The sequence below is a fragment of the Paraburkholderia sp. CI3 genome, from assembly GCF_050436505.1.
In the GTDB taxonomy this organism is placed as follows: Bacteria; Pseudomonadota; Gammaproteobacteria; order Burkholderiales; family Burkholderiaceae; genus Paraburkholderia; species Paraburkholderia tuberum.
The window spans coordinates 1,032,224-1,046,736 of the sequence record NZ_JBNDMI010000003.1; the positions used below are offsets into that span (position 1 = coordinate 1,032,224).

The 14,513-nt window shown below is 62.6% G+C and carries 13 protein-coding genes; 3 read left to right on the forward strand and 10 right to left on the reverse strand.

What is annotated here, in order from left to right:
• Positions 1–1,653, forward strand: a complete 1,653-nt coding sequence (gene mltA / locus OKW29_RS13465) for a murein transglycosylase A (RefSeq protein ID WP_429291401.1) — start codon at positions 1–3, stop codon at positions 1,651–1,653.
• 86 nt (positions 1,654–1,739) lie between these two features.
• Positions 1,740–2,333: a ParB-like protein gene (locus tag OKW29_RS13470; protein WP_429291402.1), complete on the forward strand. Its 594-nt coding sequence runs from the start codon at positions 1,740–1,742 to the stop codon at positions 2,331–2,333.
• Positions 2,334–2,346: 13 nt separating this feature from the next.
• Here OKW29_RS13470 and tssJ read toward each other — a convergent pair whose 3' ends face one another.
• The 9 genes from tssJ to OKW29_RS13515 form a co-directional block, all read right to left on the reverse strand.
• Positions 2,347–2,868 (reverse strand): type VI secretion system lipoprotein TssJ, encoded by a 522-nt coding sequence (gene tssJ, locus OKW29_RS13475; RefSeq protein WP_429291403.1) that lies wholly within the window; start codon positions 2,866–2,868, stop codon positions 2,347–2,349.
• 23 nt (positions 2,869–2,891) lie between these two features.
• Positions 2,892–4,043, reverse strand: coding sequence for a type VI secretion system baseplate subunit TssG (gene tssG / locus OKW29_RS13480; RefSeq protein WP_429291404.1), 1,152 nt, complete (start codon positions 4,041–4,043; stop codon positions 2,892–2,894).
• Positions 4,040–5,854: a type VI secretion system baseplate subunit TssF gene (tssF, locus tag OKW29_RS13485; protein ID WP_429291405.1), complete on the reverse strand. Its 1,815-nt coding sequence runs from the start codon at positions 5,852–5,854 to the stop codon at positions 4,040–4,042. Before tssF ends, tssG begins: the two co-directional genes overlap by 4 nt.
• Positions 5,855–5,869: 15 nt before the next feature.
• Entirely contained in the window at positions 5,870–7,477 is a 1,608-nt protein-coding gene (tssA, locus tag OKW29_RS13490) for a type VI secretion system protein TssA (protein WP_429291406.1), read from the reverse strand.
• Positions 7,474–11,079, reverse strand: coding sequence for an ImcF-related family protein (locus tag OKW29_RS13495; protein WP_429291407.1), 3,606 nt, complete (start codon positions 11,077–11,079; stop codon positions 7,474–7,476). Before OKW29_RS13495 ends, tssA begins: the two co-directional genes overlap by 4 nt.
• Positions 11,076–12,320: a hypothetical protein gene (locus OKW29_RS13500; RefSeq protein WP_429291408.1), complete on the reverse strand. Its 1,245-nt coding sequence runs from the start codon at positions 12,318–12,320 to the stop codon at positions 11,076–11,078. Before OKW29_RS13500 ends, OKW29_RS13495 begins: the two co-directional genes overlap by 4 nt.
• Positions 12,321–12,323: 3 nt before the next feature.
• On the reverse strand, positions 12,324–12,581 hold the full coding sequence (locus OKW29_RS13505; RefSeq protein ID WP_429291409.1) for a PAAR domain-containing protein: 258 nt from the start codon (positions 12,579–12,581) through the stop codon (positions 12,324–12,326).
• A 91-nt stretch (positions 12,582–12,672) separates the two neighbouring features.
• On the reverse strand, positions 12,673–13,347 hold the full coding sequence (locus tag OKW29_RS13510) for a hypothetical protein (protein ID WP_429291410.1): 675 nt from the start codon (positions 13,345–13,347) through the stop codon (positions 12,673–12,675).
• A 3-nt stretch (positions 13,348–13,350) separates the two neighbouring features.
• Positions 13,351–13,515, reverse strand: coding sequence for a putative peptidoglycan-binding domain-containing protein (locus tag OKW29_RS13515; RefSeq protein ID WP_429291411.1), 165 nt, complete (start codon positions 13,513–13,515; stop codon positions 13,351–13,353).
• A 19-nt stretch (positions 13,516–13,534) separates the two neighbouring features.
• Here OKW29_RS13515 and OKW29_RS13520 point away from each other — a divergent pair, with 19 nt between their 5' ends.
• Positions 13,535–13,753: a hypothetical protein gene (locus OKW29_RS13520; protein WP_429291412.1), complete on the forward strand. Its 219-nt coding sequence runs from the start codon at positions 13,535–13,537 to the stop codon at positions 13,751–13,753.
• A 51-nt stretch (positions 13,754–13,804) separates the two neighbouring features.
• On the opposite strand, the gene OKW29_RS13525 is transcribed toward OKW29_RS13520, so the two are convergent.
• The gene (locus tag OKW29_RS13525) at positions 13,805–14,452 is read right to left on the reverse strand and encodes a hypothetical protein (RefSeq protein ID WP_429291413.1); all 648 of its coding nucleotides are present in this window, start codon (positions 14,450–14,452) and stop codon (positions 13,805–13,807) included.
• Between the last annotated feature and the right edge of the window lie 61 nt (positions 14,453–14,513).

Sequence of the window (14,513 nt, forward strand, 5' to 3'; positions counted from 1 at the left end):
ATGCAACGGGCTCAGCTTCTCCTGCTTGCGCTGACAGCCACGCTCGCGGCTTGCGCGAGCAACACGCCCGCGACCAGCGTCATCCTGGGGGACGCGAGCCACACGGCGACGTCGCCGGTCGAGCAGGCGACGCCGACGGCGCAAGCATCGCCACCCGCGCCGCCGACGATGCCTGGGCCGATGCCGGCTCCCGTAACGACACACGCGACGGTCTCGGGCACGTCCACCGGCTCGAATAACCCGCGTCCCAAGCCTGCGTTGAGCGGCGGCTTCGCCACGCGCCACGCTTACTACGAGCCGATCGCTTTCGCCGACCTGCCCGGGTGGGACACGGACGACGTCACCGCGTCATGGGAAGCGTTTCGCCGCAGCTGCACCGTGCTCGGCGCGCGCAGCGGCTGGTCGGAACCGTGCAATGCCGCGCGAGCGGTGGACGTTGGCAACGCCGCGGCGATCCGGCGATTCTTCGAAACGTATTTCAATGCGTACCAGATCCGCAATCCCGACCGCTCGCTCGACGGTACGATGACCGGCTACTACGAGCCGCTGCTCAATGGCAGCCAGCAGTACGGCGGCGCCTACCTTTATCCGGTCTATGGCACGCCGGCCGACATGCTCTACCTCGACGCGCGGCGCCTGCCGGACCGCGCGCGAGGTGACGTGAGCGCGGCTCGCATCGATGGACGTAACGTGATCCCGCTCAGCGATACGACGAGTGGCGACCTCAAAGGCGTCTACGCGCTGGACCTGCGCGATTGCGTGCCGGATATCCGCGACAAGAAGATTCGCCTGCGGCTCGATGGCGGGCGCATCGTGCCGTACTACACCCGCGCCGAGATCGAGCGCGGCGCATTGAAGGCGCCGATCCTCGCCTATGTCGACGACCCCGTGATGTTGTACTCGATGCAGCTGCAAGGCGCGGGCAAGGTCCGCATGAGCGACGGCTCGATTCGCCGCTTCGCCTATGCGGAACAGAACGGCCGGCCGTTCCTGCCGCCGCTCGCGCACAGCGGCAACGCGACGGCCGGCGCGCGCAAGCTCGTCGTGCGCGGCATGGAGATGGAGGTCGACATCAGCGACGACGGCGCGCCTGCTACGAGCAACGAAGGCAACGCGGCGCCCGCCGACGGTGACGATGACGAACCCACGTCGCCGTTGCTGCGCGGTTTCACCCTGGCGACGACCGCGCCGAAACCTCATCCCGTGTATGCGGTTTCGGATCCGAGCTATGTGTTTTTTCGTGTGATCCCCGATTCACCGAACGGTCCGCTGGGCGCGTTGGGCGTGCCGTTGTCCGCGGGCCGCTCGGTGGCCGTCGATCCGCGCACCACGCCGCTCGGCGCGCCGGTGTTCGTGTCCACGCGTGACGACCCACAGGCACCCGGCGCGATCAACCGCCTGATGCTCGCGCAGGACTCGGGCGGTGCGATTCAGGGCGCCGTCAGAGCCGACTACTTCTACGGCTTCGGTCAAACCGCGCAGACCCAGGCGAGCCACACCAAAGAGCGGCTGCGCATGTGGGTGCTGCTGCCCAAGGGATTGCGCATCGCCGCGCAGCAGACGTCGTTGAAAACGCGCGGCGGCGGGCCTGCCGCGTCTGATGCGGATTGTATGGTCAGCGATCCGGTGCTGTGTGTGGACGATGCGCCGTAGACGTCTGGCGGAAAGTGGGCGACGCCTCGCCCGGGGGCATGAAATTTGCGGGAGCCGCGTCAACGCATCCAGACAAGGAGACCGACATGGACACGCGGCAAATCGAAGAGCTCCGTCCCACACAAATGACCCACGGCGCGCGGGAGGTCCGCGAAAAAACCCGCCAATACCGGTCCCTGAGCAGCCATGACCTGGAGATGGCGATCGCCGAAAAGCCGATACCGGTCGTCTGCGGACCCAACGGCATACCGTTCGCGATCGATCATCACCATGTGGCGGCGGCGCTGTGGCAGGTGGGCGTGCGCGCGGTTCCGGTCGTGCTGGTGCGGGATCTTTCGTCGTACACGTGGACATCGTTCTGGCTCAGCATGGAAAACCAACGATGGACCTTTCCGTATGACGCGCAAGGCGTGCGCCGGCCGTTTGCCGAATTGGCGGAGCACGTGTGGGAAATGAAGGACGATGAATACCGAAGCCTCGCGGCAGCGGTCCGCGATGCCGGCGGCTATGAAAAAACCAGTGTCCCGCTGGAAGAATTTCGCTGGGCCGACTTCTTTCGCGCGACGTTGCCGCGGCCCGATAGCGACGAAAAGTTCACAGCTTTGCTCAAGGAAGCCTTGAAGCTGACCAGGAGCGACTCTGCATTGGGGCTACCGGGCTATCTCGGTCGCACGGATTGAGTCGGCGGCCCGCTTAATCGTGGGCCGCACTGCCCGCCGGCACTAGAAACTGATCCATCAACGAGATCTTCAACGGCTTGTCCGCATCGAGCTTCTTCTTCCCGATCACATACTTCCAACCATCCCCGCTACCCGGATTGCGATAGAACGCGACGACCGCCACATAGTTCGTGTCGACCCGCATCGGCTGCGACAGGCTTGCCGACGCACCGGGATTCAGCACCGATGCCATGCTCGCCTGCAGGTCCTGCGCGAGCACCGTGCGGTCGTTCTTCAGCAGATCCTCGTACGACGCCCCATCGAACATCTTGCGGTCCTTCAGCTGATACACGCGCACCGCGACCGATGTCGCACGACCGGCATCGTCGGGGTTCAGCGCTTCGCGCGCGGACAGATCGATGTCGAGCACCTTGATCTGCTTGTAAAACACCGCGTGATAAGCGCTCGACGACGCGTCCGATACGGATTGCCAGGCGCCGCATGCCGACAGCAACGCGACGGACGCAAAGGTGGAAACGGTAAAACGAAGGTTCATCAATGGTCCTTTCGGCACGTCGTTCATGACGCGGCATGAGTCAGGTACGGATTGGCAGCGGGCTTCGGAAGCGCCCGATAGACCCCGAGTGCGACGTCGATCAGGCGTTCGTTCACGGCAGGCAGCACGGTCGTCCAGCCGAGGCGCGGCGCGGGTCCGGCCGATCCGGCAGCGACCCGGCCACGCGAGTTGATCGACGGCTGCGGCGCGAGGCGCGACGACATTGCCATCCGCAGATGCACGTCGGCCTTCAGCCCGACATACAACTGCACGAACGCCATCAACTCGCGATGCAGCCACGCACCCGGCAACAGATCGTGCGCCTGCGTGGCATGGGCCGGCCGCAACGTCACGCGTACCGCGCGACTGCGATACGCAAGCCGCTTGCCGAGCACATAGCCGCCGCCGAGGCCGCGACGCGCATCCTCGTTCACCGCCCCGGCACGAGCGGCCGACGACGTCAGCGGCTGCGGCTCGCCCGCGCGCGCGAGCGCGGGAAAGAACTCATCGACGCGCACGTCCGCGCCGGGCACCGCGAGCGCGATCACGCCCGCGAGCCCTTCAGGTGTGCGCGTTCGCTGGATCAGCAGACCGAGCAGCGCGAGCATCCGCGAATCGGACAAGCCGGCGCGTTGCGGCTTGTCGCCCCAGCCAAAGCCGGCGAGGCACAACAGATTGCGCGAATGCGCATCGCGGCCGCCCGCGCGAAAGCTTTCCGGATAGCGGTACTTCTTCCACGCCCGATACAGCAGCGTGACGAAACGATGATTGAACTGATCGAGAAAGGCCTCGACCGCTTCGTGCCCTTCCTCGCGCATCACGATCTCGTCGATCATGTGCGACGGCATCGCCGCGTCGACGCCGTAAAGACCCATGAACGTCGTGCGCACGGTCGGCGCCGCGGCACTGACCAGGGAATCCGGATCAGCAGCGAATTCGACTGCGGCGATCTCGCCCGCCGGAAAGCCTGTGCGCGCGCGTGGCCGGAAGCGCACTGGTTCATGCGCCGGTGTATCGAGCGTGCCGAAGCCCGGCTGCCGCGGCATCCGCAATTCGAGCAGTCGGCACAACTGCATGAAGTTCATCCGCGGCGCGCGCGCGAGGAGCGATGCGACGAGCGGGTCGAGATTGGGCGGGTCATTGCGCGCTTCGAAAGCGTTAGCGTACGCGCTCATAGCGGAGCCCGCTGCGCCTTGCTGCGCGGCCAGACCGTGCGGGTCTGCGACGGTAGGCTGACGATCGACAGCTTCGTGAACAGATTGATCTCCGCGTACAGCGCGAAAAAGCGTTGCAACAACTCGCCGAACAGCATCACGTCGCCGTCGCCCGCGAACGCATGTGAATCGAGTGTCACCTCGATGTGCACGCCACGCTCGACCGAGCCCCCCGACACGTCCTCGAGCAATTCCTGCGACACCCACAGAATGCCCGCGAGGCGCCGGCGGTTCAGTTCGTCGCTGGTCCAGTCGTAGAGCGCGAGCGCGCCGCGCAGCACTTCCGCGTTCATCATCGACAGGAAGTTCGGCGCGAGGTGCGACAGCACTCGCCACTGGAAACGATCGCCGGTCGGCGGATAGAGCGGCAGGGTCGGCGCGACGAGATTATTCACGCCCGCGACGTTCGGCGTGCTGACCGCCAGCTCGGCGATGCTGGCTTCGCGCAGGCCCTTGCGCGGCAGCATGCCGTTCGTGCCGGTTACGCGCAGCGACAGGCTTTCCTCGGGCAGCGTGTCCATCGTGTCCCACGCGTGACCGCCGAGCACGACCCACGTCTGATGCAGACCCGCGACACCGGGCCGCACGCGCGCATGGAAGTAGCGTTCCGGCGCCTCGTGGCGCAGCATGCCGCCGCGATGCCGGAACGTCGCGAACGGCACGTACTCGTAGCGCTCGGCGGTGTCGTGATCGAACGCGTCGATTGCATCGACGGAATAGGTCTCGACGTGCTCGCCTTGATGGCCGGCCGGCAACACGCGGTATTGCGTTTCGTGATGGTCGATCTCGATCGGCTCGGCATCGAGTTCGAACAGGTTGATCACCGGCGTGCAGAAAAGCCGCAGGTTTTCCGCGCTGAAACGCTGATCGGACGGATACGCGTGCTTCAGCAAGATCTCCAGTTCGAAGCGCGTCGACTTCTCCGGTAGCTTGGTCACGTCGAGTCCACACAGATCGACGAACAGGAATTTCTCGCGGAACGTGAAGTATTCGAGCAGCAACTGATACCCGGAAAACGCCGCGTCGGCCTTCGGCCACAACCTCTCGTCGGCCGAGAAGCCAGCGGGCTCGATCGCCACGTTGGCGAGCGGCAGCGCTTCGCCGTCGCGCACTTCCGGAATGCGCCAGTGGATTGCATCGACCTCGCGCGTGAGCGCGACATGCATCGCGAACGCGGTCGGCAGATCGGCATTCAGATACACCCGCAGCCGCGACAGATCGGTTTCCTTGCGACGCGCGGACTGATCGAGCTCGAAGCCGAGCCGGATGATCGAGCGGCCATCGTGGCGCACGGCCGGGCCCGCGTGCGTGATCGACAGCGGCTGCAGCGTGACCGGCTGCGTGGTCCGGTACAGACATTGCACGGTCTTGGGCTTCGTGCTCTCGACACCCGCCGCGTTCGGCACTGCGATCGGCGCCGAGCGCACCGGCACGCCGGCCGGCACGACCTCGGTTCGCTGCAGTTTCTCCGCGAGCGGCAGCAGTTCGACGATCGACAGCGACGGAATCATCCGCAGATAGTGCGGCCACAGCAGACTCACGAGGCCTTCGGTCAGCTCCGGCAATTCGTCGTCGAGCTTTTGCTGAAGACGTCCGGTCAGAAATGCGAAACCTTCGTGCAGCCGCTCGACGTAGGGATCGCGATCGCCAACGCGATCGAGATTCAGCATGCGCGCGCGGTCGGGATGCGCCTTCGCGAATTCCTTGCCGGCCTCGCGCAGGTAGCGCATTTCGGCTTCGTAGTAGCGCAGGATGGGGTCGTCGTGTTCCATGCTTAGGTATGGTTATCAGAGGGTCAGCGCCCGCGCCGGGTCCAGCACGGTCAGCTCCGCTTGCAGTTCGCCGATGCGGCGTGCCAGCGCGGATTTATCGGCATCCTTACGACTGCTCAGCGCCTTCAGCGCGCGCAGCAGTTGCTGCTTGACCTCGAAGACGAGCGCGGGCTCCCAGCGGGTGAGCGGCAGCGAGCGCGCGCTCGCGTCAAGTTCGGCGAGTAGCGGGAGCGCCGTGTCCGCGCGACCTGCGTGATCGGCGAGGCGCGCCATCACCAGACGTTGCAGGTAGCGATGACGATCGGTCCTCAGTCCGGGCAGCGCTTCGAGCCAGCCGAAAGCCGCCTCGACACCGTCGCGTCCGGCCAGCTCCCGTGCCTGCGCCTCGATCTCCGGCCAGTCACCGGCATCGCCCTCGCTGTCGGCCGACACCGGCAGCCACGCCATGGACTCTCCCGCTTCCAGGTCGCGGACGACGGCGTGCCGCGCAATCCATTCGAGCGTCGTGTCTTCGGCGAACGGTGTCCCATCGTTGAATGTCAGCCGCTCGATGCCGGGCAGCCGTTCGAGGAACAGCGCGAAGTCCGCGCGCAGCAGCTCGCGCCACATGCTGTACGGTGCACCGACGTGGTCGAGCGCGACGTGCTGGAAGTACTGGAGGTCCAACCACAGATGATTGACACTCTCCATGAACGCGCCTTCGATACGTTCGAGCAGTTCGTGCCACTGCTTCTGCAGTACGAGCCGCTTCATCTGCTGCCGCAGCTCGCTGCGCGGCGGTGCGAGACGGGTGCAGCACGCCGCGTCGGCCGGCGGCACTTCGTGTAGCGTGTCCCAGCGCACGCTGCGCACGAGCCGCACGGATGGCAGGTAGCCGTTCTCCTGAGCGCGGAGCCAAACCGCCATCGCGCGCGCCTGGTCGAGCAGGTCCCGCGTCGACGCGATCGCGCCGGAGGTTACGGTCGTCGATGAAGGCGACGAGGACATTGCGCCATCGTGCTCCACGCTGCGCGTGGGTTCATCTTTCCGTTCAAATCGCGAGACCAGCGGTTGCAGGTTCGGACGCGCGGCTTCGGGCCAGCTCCCAGTGTGTGCGACGAGCACGTCGAGTGCGGCCAGTGCGCGTTCGAGATCCGCCGGCGCGAACGCCCCGCGGTTTTCGAGCAACTCGAGCACGCGCGTCGTGGCCAGCATTTCGAGTGCGCCCTTCTTCGCCTCCGCTCGGGCGGGCAGCACGGCTTCCCCGAACCGGTCGACGAGCGCGGCAGCCAGTTCAAGCCCGTCCGCGAAGCCCGCGGGACCGTCCTGCCGCAGCCGGGCGAACGCGTAGTAGCCGGCCAGACGCAGATCCTTGCCGGTTTCCTTCAGCAACTGCTCGCAGGAGCGGACGATCAAGCCGTCATCAATGCCGGAGAGTTTTTGGGTTTCTTCCCGCAGTTCGAAAAACCTATCCTCATAGCCGGGATCGCGGCCCACGCCCCGAAGGAAGTCCCCTTGGGGGACGCCGGCCTCGCCGGGGAGCGGCTGAAGCCACGCACTCCATGCGTCAAGCCGCGAACGCGCGAGCTGCTCCGCGTCGTCTCGCGCCGGAAAGAGGCTCTTGAACAGTCCTCCCAGCATCATTCGACCTCCGGCAACGCGCCCTGCGGCAACGGCATCGCGGCATGTTTTGCCGCCGCGATCGCGGAAGGCGGCAACGGCGGCGGATTGATGGCCGAGCGCTTCGGGCCCACATTCAAGGCACCGGTCACAAAAACCCGTGTCGGCAGTGTGAAGTGACGCAGTTGCAGCACGTCCAGCGGCCCTGCACCGGCTTCGCTGCGCAGTTGCACCTTGAGCGGAATGGCCTGGCTCGTATCTGCCGTCCACGTCAGCAGATAGCGCGCGCTATCCTGCTGGGACACCTTCGCGCGCTCAAGCAACCGGATCAGGCCAAACCGGCCCTGCGAATCGAGCGCCGTGCGCAGGCCACCCTGCTCGGTCTGCCATTCGATGTGCGACAGATTTTCCAGCGACTGGCCGGGCCACTCGAACGGCATCCATTCCTGCTTCTGGTTGAAGTAGTGCAGCTCGCGCCCGGACAGCACGAACTTCATGTCGTTGACCCCGGGAGTCGGCACGGCCTGCAGGTCGAATCGCACGTGTGCATCCCCGGACGGAAACAGGACCGTCGAGATGCGCACGAGCTTATTCAGGTTGGCGAGGAACGCGGGATCGATCGTCAGCGCGCCATGGTCGGCACCCTGCGCCGCCACCCAGCGGTCGCCCTGTCGTTCGACCACGCCGGAGAGCTGCGTCGTCACGAACTGCGTGATCACGCCGTTGTCGGGCCGCATGAAGCGCGCCATCTCAGGCAGCGACGCATCGTTGTCGGAGTCCGCGAACGGATAGCGACCGCCGAATGCCCTGTTCCAGTCGGACACGATCGCGGTGCGCCAGATCTCGTTCAGACTCGATGCGGCCGGCTGCACCACGACCTGCCAGGTCTGGTCGAACGGCGCCCGGAACAGCTCACCGAACCCGGACCACTGGTCGCCCAGGCTCGCGGCCACGCGGCTCGCGTAGTCGCGGCTCTCGCCCATGTCGGACGTTTTGCCTTGCAGGACCGACTGTGCGGCGAGGCGCGCCATTGCGTCTGGATCGGCGCCGGAGACGATCTGCGACGCCTTCAGACGCATGGCCGTGACCCGCTCGAGGTATCGCGCGAGACTCAGATCACCGGTCGAGGTGAGCTGCGCCGCCGCCGTGCGTTTCGCTGGCGCACCGGACACCAGATCACTGCCCGTCAGGCGCACGATCGGGCCGAAAGCTGTGGCAAGCGGCGCAAGCTGCGGTTGGGTCTGCTTCGACGGGTCCTTCTCATCGCCACCGACGAGTTGTTGCGCCTTGCTGATCAGGTTGTCGGCGAGCGACTGCGCGTTCGCGCCTGCGCTTGCCTGGTAGACAACCGCGTTCATCAGCGCGACAAGCGGCGAGCGTTGCGGGTCACCGAGCAGCGTCAGCTGGTCAGCCGTGGCCGACAGTGTCGGCGCACTCTGCCAGCGCAGGCTGTTGAGAAACAGCGCCCATGCGCGCGCGTAATCGTCGAAGTAGCGCTGGCGAAGCTGGGCCTTCAGCGTCGAAGGTGCAGCCTGGGTCGCCTTGACGTCGTCGGATCCCCCGAGGGGACCTCCTTCGGGACGCAGCACCCAGTCGCCCGCGACGTTGTGCTGCTCGCTCGCGTCGTCGATTGCTTTCGAGATGCGCTCGTCCCACGCGGCACGCGTGAACACGCCCGGCACGGTCGCCGTCGTGTTGAAGAGACCCCGGCTGGTCGCGTCGCCAAGCAGCGTCGCGAGCGAGACGGGCGGATATTTGGCCTTCGCGTCGTCGAGGGTCTGCTGGTAGACCGCGTCAGTGGAATTCTGGATGCCGCGCACGCTGATGACCGTCTGGCGCGTCGAGGCAACGAGCCCGAGATCTGGCGACATGGCGGGCACCCTGCTTCGGCCCAGGTGGTCCGCAAAAAAGGCGATCGCGTGCTGGCGCAGGTCTTCCCAGGTACCAGACGACAGGGGCGAGTTCGCGGGACGGGCCGGCGCGGCAGTCGCGACCAGTTGCGGGGTCAGGAAGGCGGCGACCGCGCGTTCGGGCCTCGCGAGCATCAGGTAAGCCTTCAGCGTGTCGTAGGCGGCCTGCACCTGCGCATTGCCACCACCGGCGATCTCGGCATCCGACAGGGAGGCAAGCTGGCGCAGGTGCTCCTCGAGCTTCTGGCGGATCGGGGCAACGAGGATGCGACTCGCGGCATTGGCGTAGCCCGGCCACAGCGCATCGAGCAGTGCGCCGTCACGGTTCAGGCCGAACCGCGCTTGCCACGGCGCACCATCGCGCTGATGGATTTCCAGCGTATCGATCTGTTGATCGAGCCCATTGAGGGTTTGCAAGGCCTGCGTGCGATCCTGGACGGCGGACAGCTGCGCGACGGTATCGGCCGCGTTCTGGATCGTGGTGCGGTTGATGGAGCCCGACAGCATCGTGCCACCGATCCAGCAGCCAACCAGAGCCGTCGTGATCCATGCCGCTGTCGTCGACAGCGAGAAGCCAACGCGACGGCCGTGGATCTTGCAGCTGTGCCCGGCGACGGTCTGCCAGACGCCCCGAAGGAAGTCCCCTTGGGGGATCGTTCGATGTTGCGGCCCGACCGCCGGCTCGTCGTCGTTCGCGTCGACGAGCGCCGGCGGCGCCAGCTCCCGTTCCTTGAACAGCGGTACAAAAAGAAGCCCGTGGACCGCGTGCCGCCAGACACGCGACTGGGTGGTTTGCAGCACCAGACCCGAAAGCGCACCACGAAGGTTCGAAATATGCTGCGACAGCTCGGCAGGATAGCGGTCGTCTGCATCCTTCGTCAGCCGCACGACGCCGGCATCCGCCAGGTTGCAGGTGAGGTCTTGCAGCGACACGTCGATTTCCTCCGCGCTGACGCGCGCGTTGGACCACGTGAAGCCGATCACCTCGTCGGGGCTCGACGTCTCGCTGCCGAAATCGGTGACGTTGAGCAGATACGTGGGCGCGGCCCAGCGCAGCGCGCGGGCATGGCGTGCGAGCCGCTGGGCGAGCTCGTCGGTGCCGAATGGCGCGGTGGCCGAACCGCGGTTCCGTGTCACCGCCACAATCGCGTCGACCGGGCGACGGCGGCGCAGGCGGCGGATCTGGTCGAGCCATTCAGTCTCAAGCGTGTCGCGAGTTTGCCTGGCGTACAGCAGGACCGTGTCGCCCGTGATCAGATACCCCGCCTCCACGAGTCCAGGCGCCAGCCGTTTTACCAGAGGTACGTCGCCGGCAACGAGCACCCACCGTTCGCGATAACGCCAGCGCCCGCCGTACCGGTCACGCAGGGCATTGCAAAGCGCAGCGGCCCGGTCGGCCTGTCCCGGTGCTTGGTCCTGATCCTCGTGGACAACAAAGGCTGCACGCCTTCCGGCATCGTATCGGGCAAACCAGCGGAAAGCTCTCAACGACGCGATCCAAAGCAGCACCCCTTCGAAGTACTTGACCAGCAGGATTGCCACCAGCAACGCCGAAAACAGGGAAAGCTCGATGATGATCCGCGTATCGCGGGACCATCCGTGACGAGGGCCCACCACCCATACCGCAATGCCAAGCGCAAGGAAGACGATAACGGCCGCGATGCCAATGAAAAGGCCGGCCGGTCGAGTCCTGTATTCATTCTTGTTGTCGTTCATGTCTGCTTTCTGCACATGAGGGCGATCAGTTCTTTACCTTCGCCACATAGCACCATCTGTGGGTCGCCCGTTATCCGGACACTTTCTGCCGCAAGGGCGACGGCCAACCATGCCCCCGCTCCCGAACAGTCACCCACGGACGTCTCGAGCGCGTTCCATTGCGTCTCGTCCGCCAATGAGGCGGCTTGCCGAACCGCACTCACACTGTCACCGGTCAAGCCATGCGCCCACACCGTGCGCAGACGGTCACGCGAGGATTGTCCCCAACGGGCAGCCAGCTCGAGCGTCCGGGCGGCAGCATCAAGCGTGGCTTTCGCAGGACGATGCAGCAGCACCCCGCTGGAACTGGCCGATGACACAAGACGCGGGCGCCCAACGAGCACGGCGACGCCCGCCTCCGCAACCCCATCGGACAGGACCGCACTGATTGCATCGCGAAGCTCAATAGCGACCAGCAGATGAGCCATGTTGACGTCACGATTGTCAAGCAACGCGTCCGTCCGGAAGAGGGAGGGCGAATGTTCGCCCGACACCATGCCCACCTTCAACGCAGGCGCCCGTTCGGCAATCAATTCCCGCATGCGGGTTTCGACTGCCTCGGATTTCAGCCTGGATTGATGATGAAGCTCGATCTGGAGCTTCGTTCGCGGTGGAAGAGTCCTGAGCTGCGGCACGAGGCGGTCGATCAATCGTTCGAGCAGCCATGTACATACGGCATGATGGCGAGCATGTTCGGTGAGTTCGTTACCCGGCTGAAAGTGCATATCGGGGATGTCGAGCCATCGCGCATTGACGTCCGTATCCGCGGTCGCGGCGCTCGGCCGGAGCTTCGCCAGCTCAGCCCCCCTCAGTACGCCTTCGAGGGAGTTTTCCGAATCGTCCGCGGCGAAGCACCATGCATGGCCCAGTATCGCCAGCGGTCTGCTCGCTAATGCATGGCACGCTTGCTCTGCTTCATCGCTGACGCGGTTCGTCGCAATCCCTTGATTGCGACGAACGTGACCGTATCCGAGCCACGCGAACAGTAAAAATGCCCAGGCCAGAAAGGGATAACCGGCGACACAGAACCAGAACCAGAACCACAGCGTGTTGGTCGGACTGCCCGTTGGCCAGAGCATGATCGTCAGACCCGACCCCGCTGTCATGACGAGTACCAGCAGGACCGTCCAGACGATCATCGAGACCCGAGGTGGGGGCGGCACGTCTACCCGCGGCGGCACGCGATTGAAATCGACAGGCATTGCTTACCGAACCTGTGCTCCGCCGGACGAGGCAATGAGGACCGCCCCACACTGCGTGTGATCGCCGTCGCGCGATAGCGGCGTGGTGCCATCCTTCATCCTGTCACTGCCTTCGACGATTTCATTGTCGCCGTGAATCGGGCAAGACACCCTGTCGCCGATGCGGGCGGCCCGGCGGCCGTTCACCTTGATGCGGTCCGAGCCGGTGAGGATATTGCCGCCATGGCTCGTTGTGTCGCCTTCATATGCGAGATTATTCATTCTCAATTTTTTATCTTGAAACGTTATTCACGAAAAATGCAATTCATTACTTATTTAATATATATTGTCCGTCCGCAACACCGACTGAGCTTCATTTCGCACAAAAGTCTATATCGCCACAACCGATCCACTTCTTAATTGGATTTCCGTCTTTTTTTAAGAATTCTATCTGCCAAAATTTCAAATCTACCGAGACACCAATCAGCTTTACATAATCGCCTCTTATCAAATATGCTTTGTGGCGACCTAAATACGAAGGCGCATCATATAAGTAAGCTCTATCTGTGACGACCAATTTCCCTCCGGTCTGACCATGTGCTTCGGACGTAACTTTTCCTAAGACAGCGTGGTTCGGACCGAAAAAATCTCCCCCTTGAGGTTGAGTAACCACGCTCCATACAATCGAGCCATCGTCATTGACTACAAGCTCGGCGACGCCATTTTTCGCTTCAAAAAACGTGTTGAAATTTACGGTAGCCCTCTTCCGATTACTCTTCGTCACGCGACCAATTATATTAATATCACCATCCGGACTACAGTCAATTCTATTGCCGTATTGAGAGACAAAACAATACGATCCCTTTAATTTTCCTGCATCATCTTCAGTCAGGGACAGATCTAGAACCGAATATGGCTTCTCCGATTCACCGATTTTTTCAATTTTTTCCCATTTCCCATTAAAAAAAGAAGGCTCGACAGAGAATGCGGCACCAGAAATAAAGACGACCAGACAAAATAATGCTTTAAAGAATTTTGCTCCGCTCATTATTCAAATCCTCACATTGAGGCAATCATCAACACGATTAAGCCATCCCTTTAAGAAAACTATCTGAGAAGGGTTTCTCACTGTTATATCCGTGTAGTATTGCCGTCGAAGTTCCGCGATTTCGTTGAGCAACGCATCTTGATCGCTGATCTTATTTATCACATTCACAGTAAACCATCGGATAATCTTGAAATATCCACAATGGAAATTTGCCCGCGAGGTGGCATTAGCGAAATGTCCTCTTCTGCCACCAATACTTTCCGTCTTCCTCTTATTAGGCCCTGTCGTCGATGCGGGCGGCCCGGCGACCCTTCACTTTGATGCGCAGGATCTTGCCGCCGCGGCTCGTTGCGTCGCCTCCATATGCTTGATTTTTCATTTTTCCATCTTTTCTCGTGAATATTAGAAAATCCCAGACCCATTACGCTGTTCACGTCGCGCGACACACAAATAAATCCTAATTTACCTTCTTTGTCTTCGCCTCAACATCAAGCGCGCTACACATCAGCCACATGTCTATTGACTTTGCGCCTCCCGAATAATTGACTTGGCACCATCCTGCTGCAATTTTTTCAACTACCGCCCGGTCTCCTGCGACCAAGTATTTTTTCGTCTTACTTCTAACGTTGGACTCTTCGAACAGGTAGGATCTGGTTTTCACCCGGACAGGAATGTTGCCACCGTCAATCATAAGAGAAGCAAAAGGGGAATCTATTGCTTGCTGAACGTCGGCCTTCGTCTGGTAAGGGAATCTGTAAATTACCCTCTTTCCATCGGATAGCCAACTGTAACCAACCCCAAACCAATCGGTAGAACGCTCGTCCTGATGCAGGATATTCCCCGATGGATAAAAGACAGAAACGGAATAGAACTTGCCGGATGAGTTTGGCTCCGCGAGCGAGTCTCGCACCTCAAAAGAATGCACTACAAAAATTTCTTCCTGGTGATCGCGACCGACGTTCATGGAAAAGGCGTCAACAATTTCACCGGGCGTATCATCATAAGGCAGCCCTCGGCCTTCCGCCTCCACTGGTACATTTCCATTAGCGATAAAATACAATGAGATTCCATCAAGACCACTCGGCCCGCCTGTCTTATCGTCCACTATCGATTCCTGAACGAAGCAAATCGTTCCGGCTTTTATATTCAATGGCGGATAACTTTGC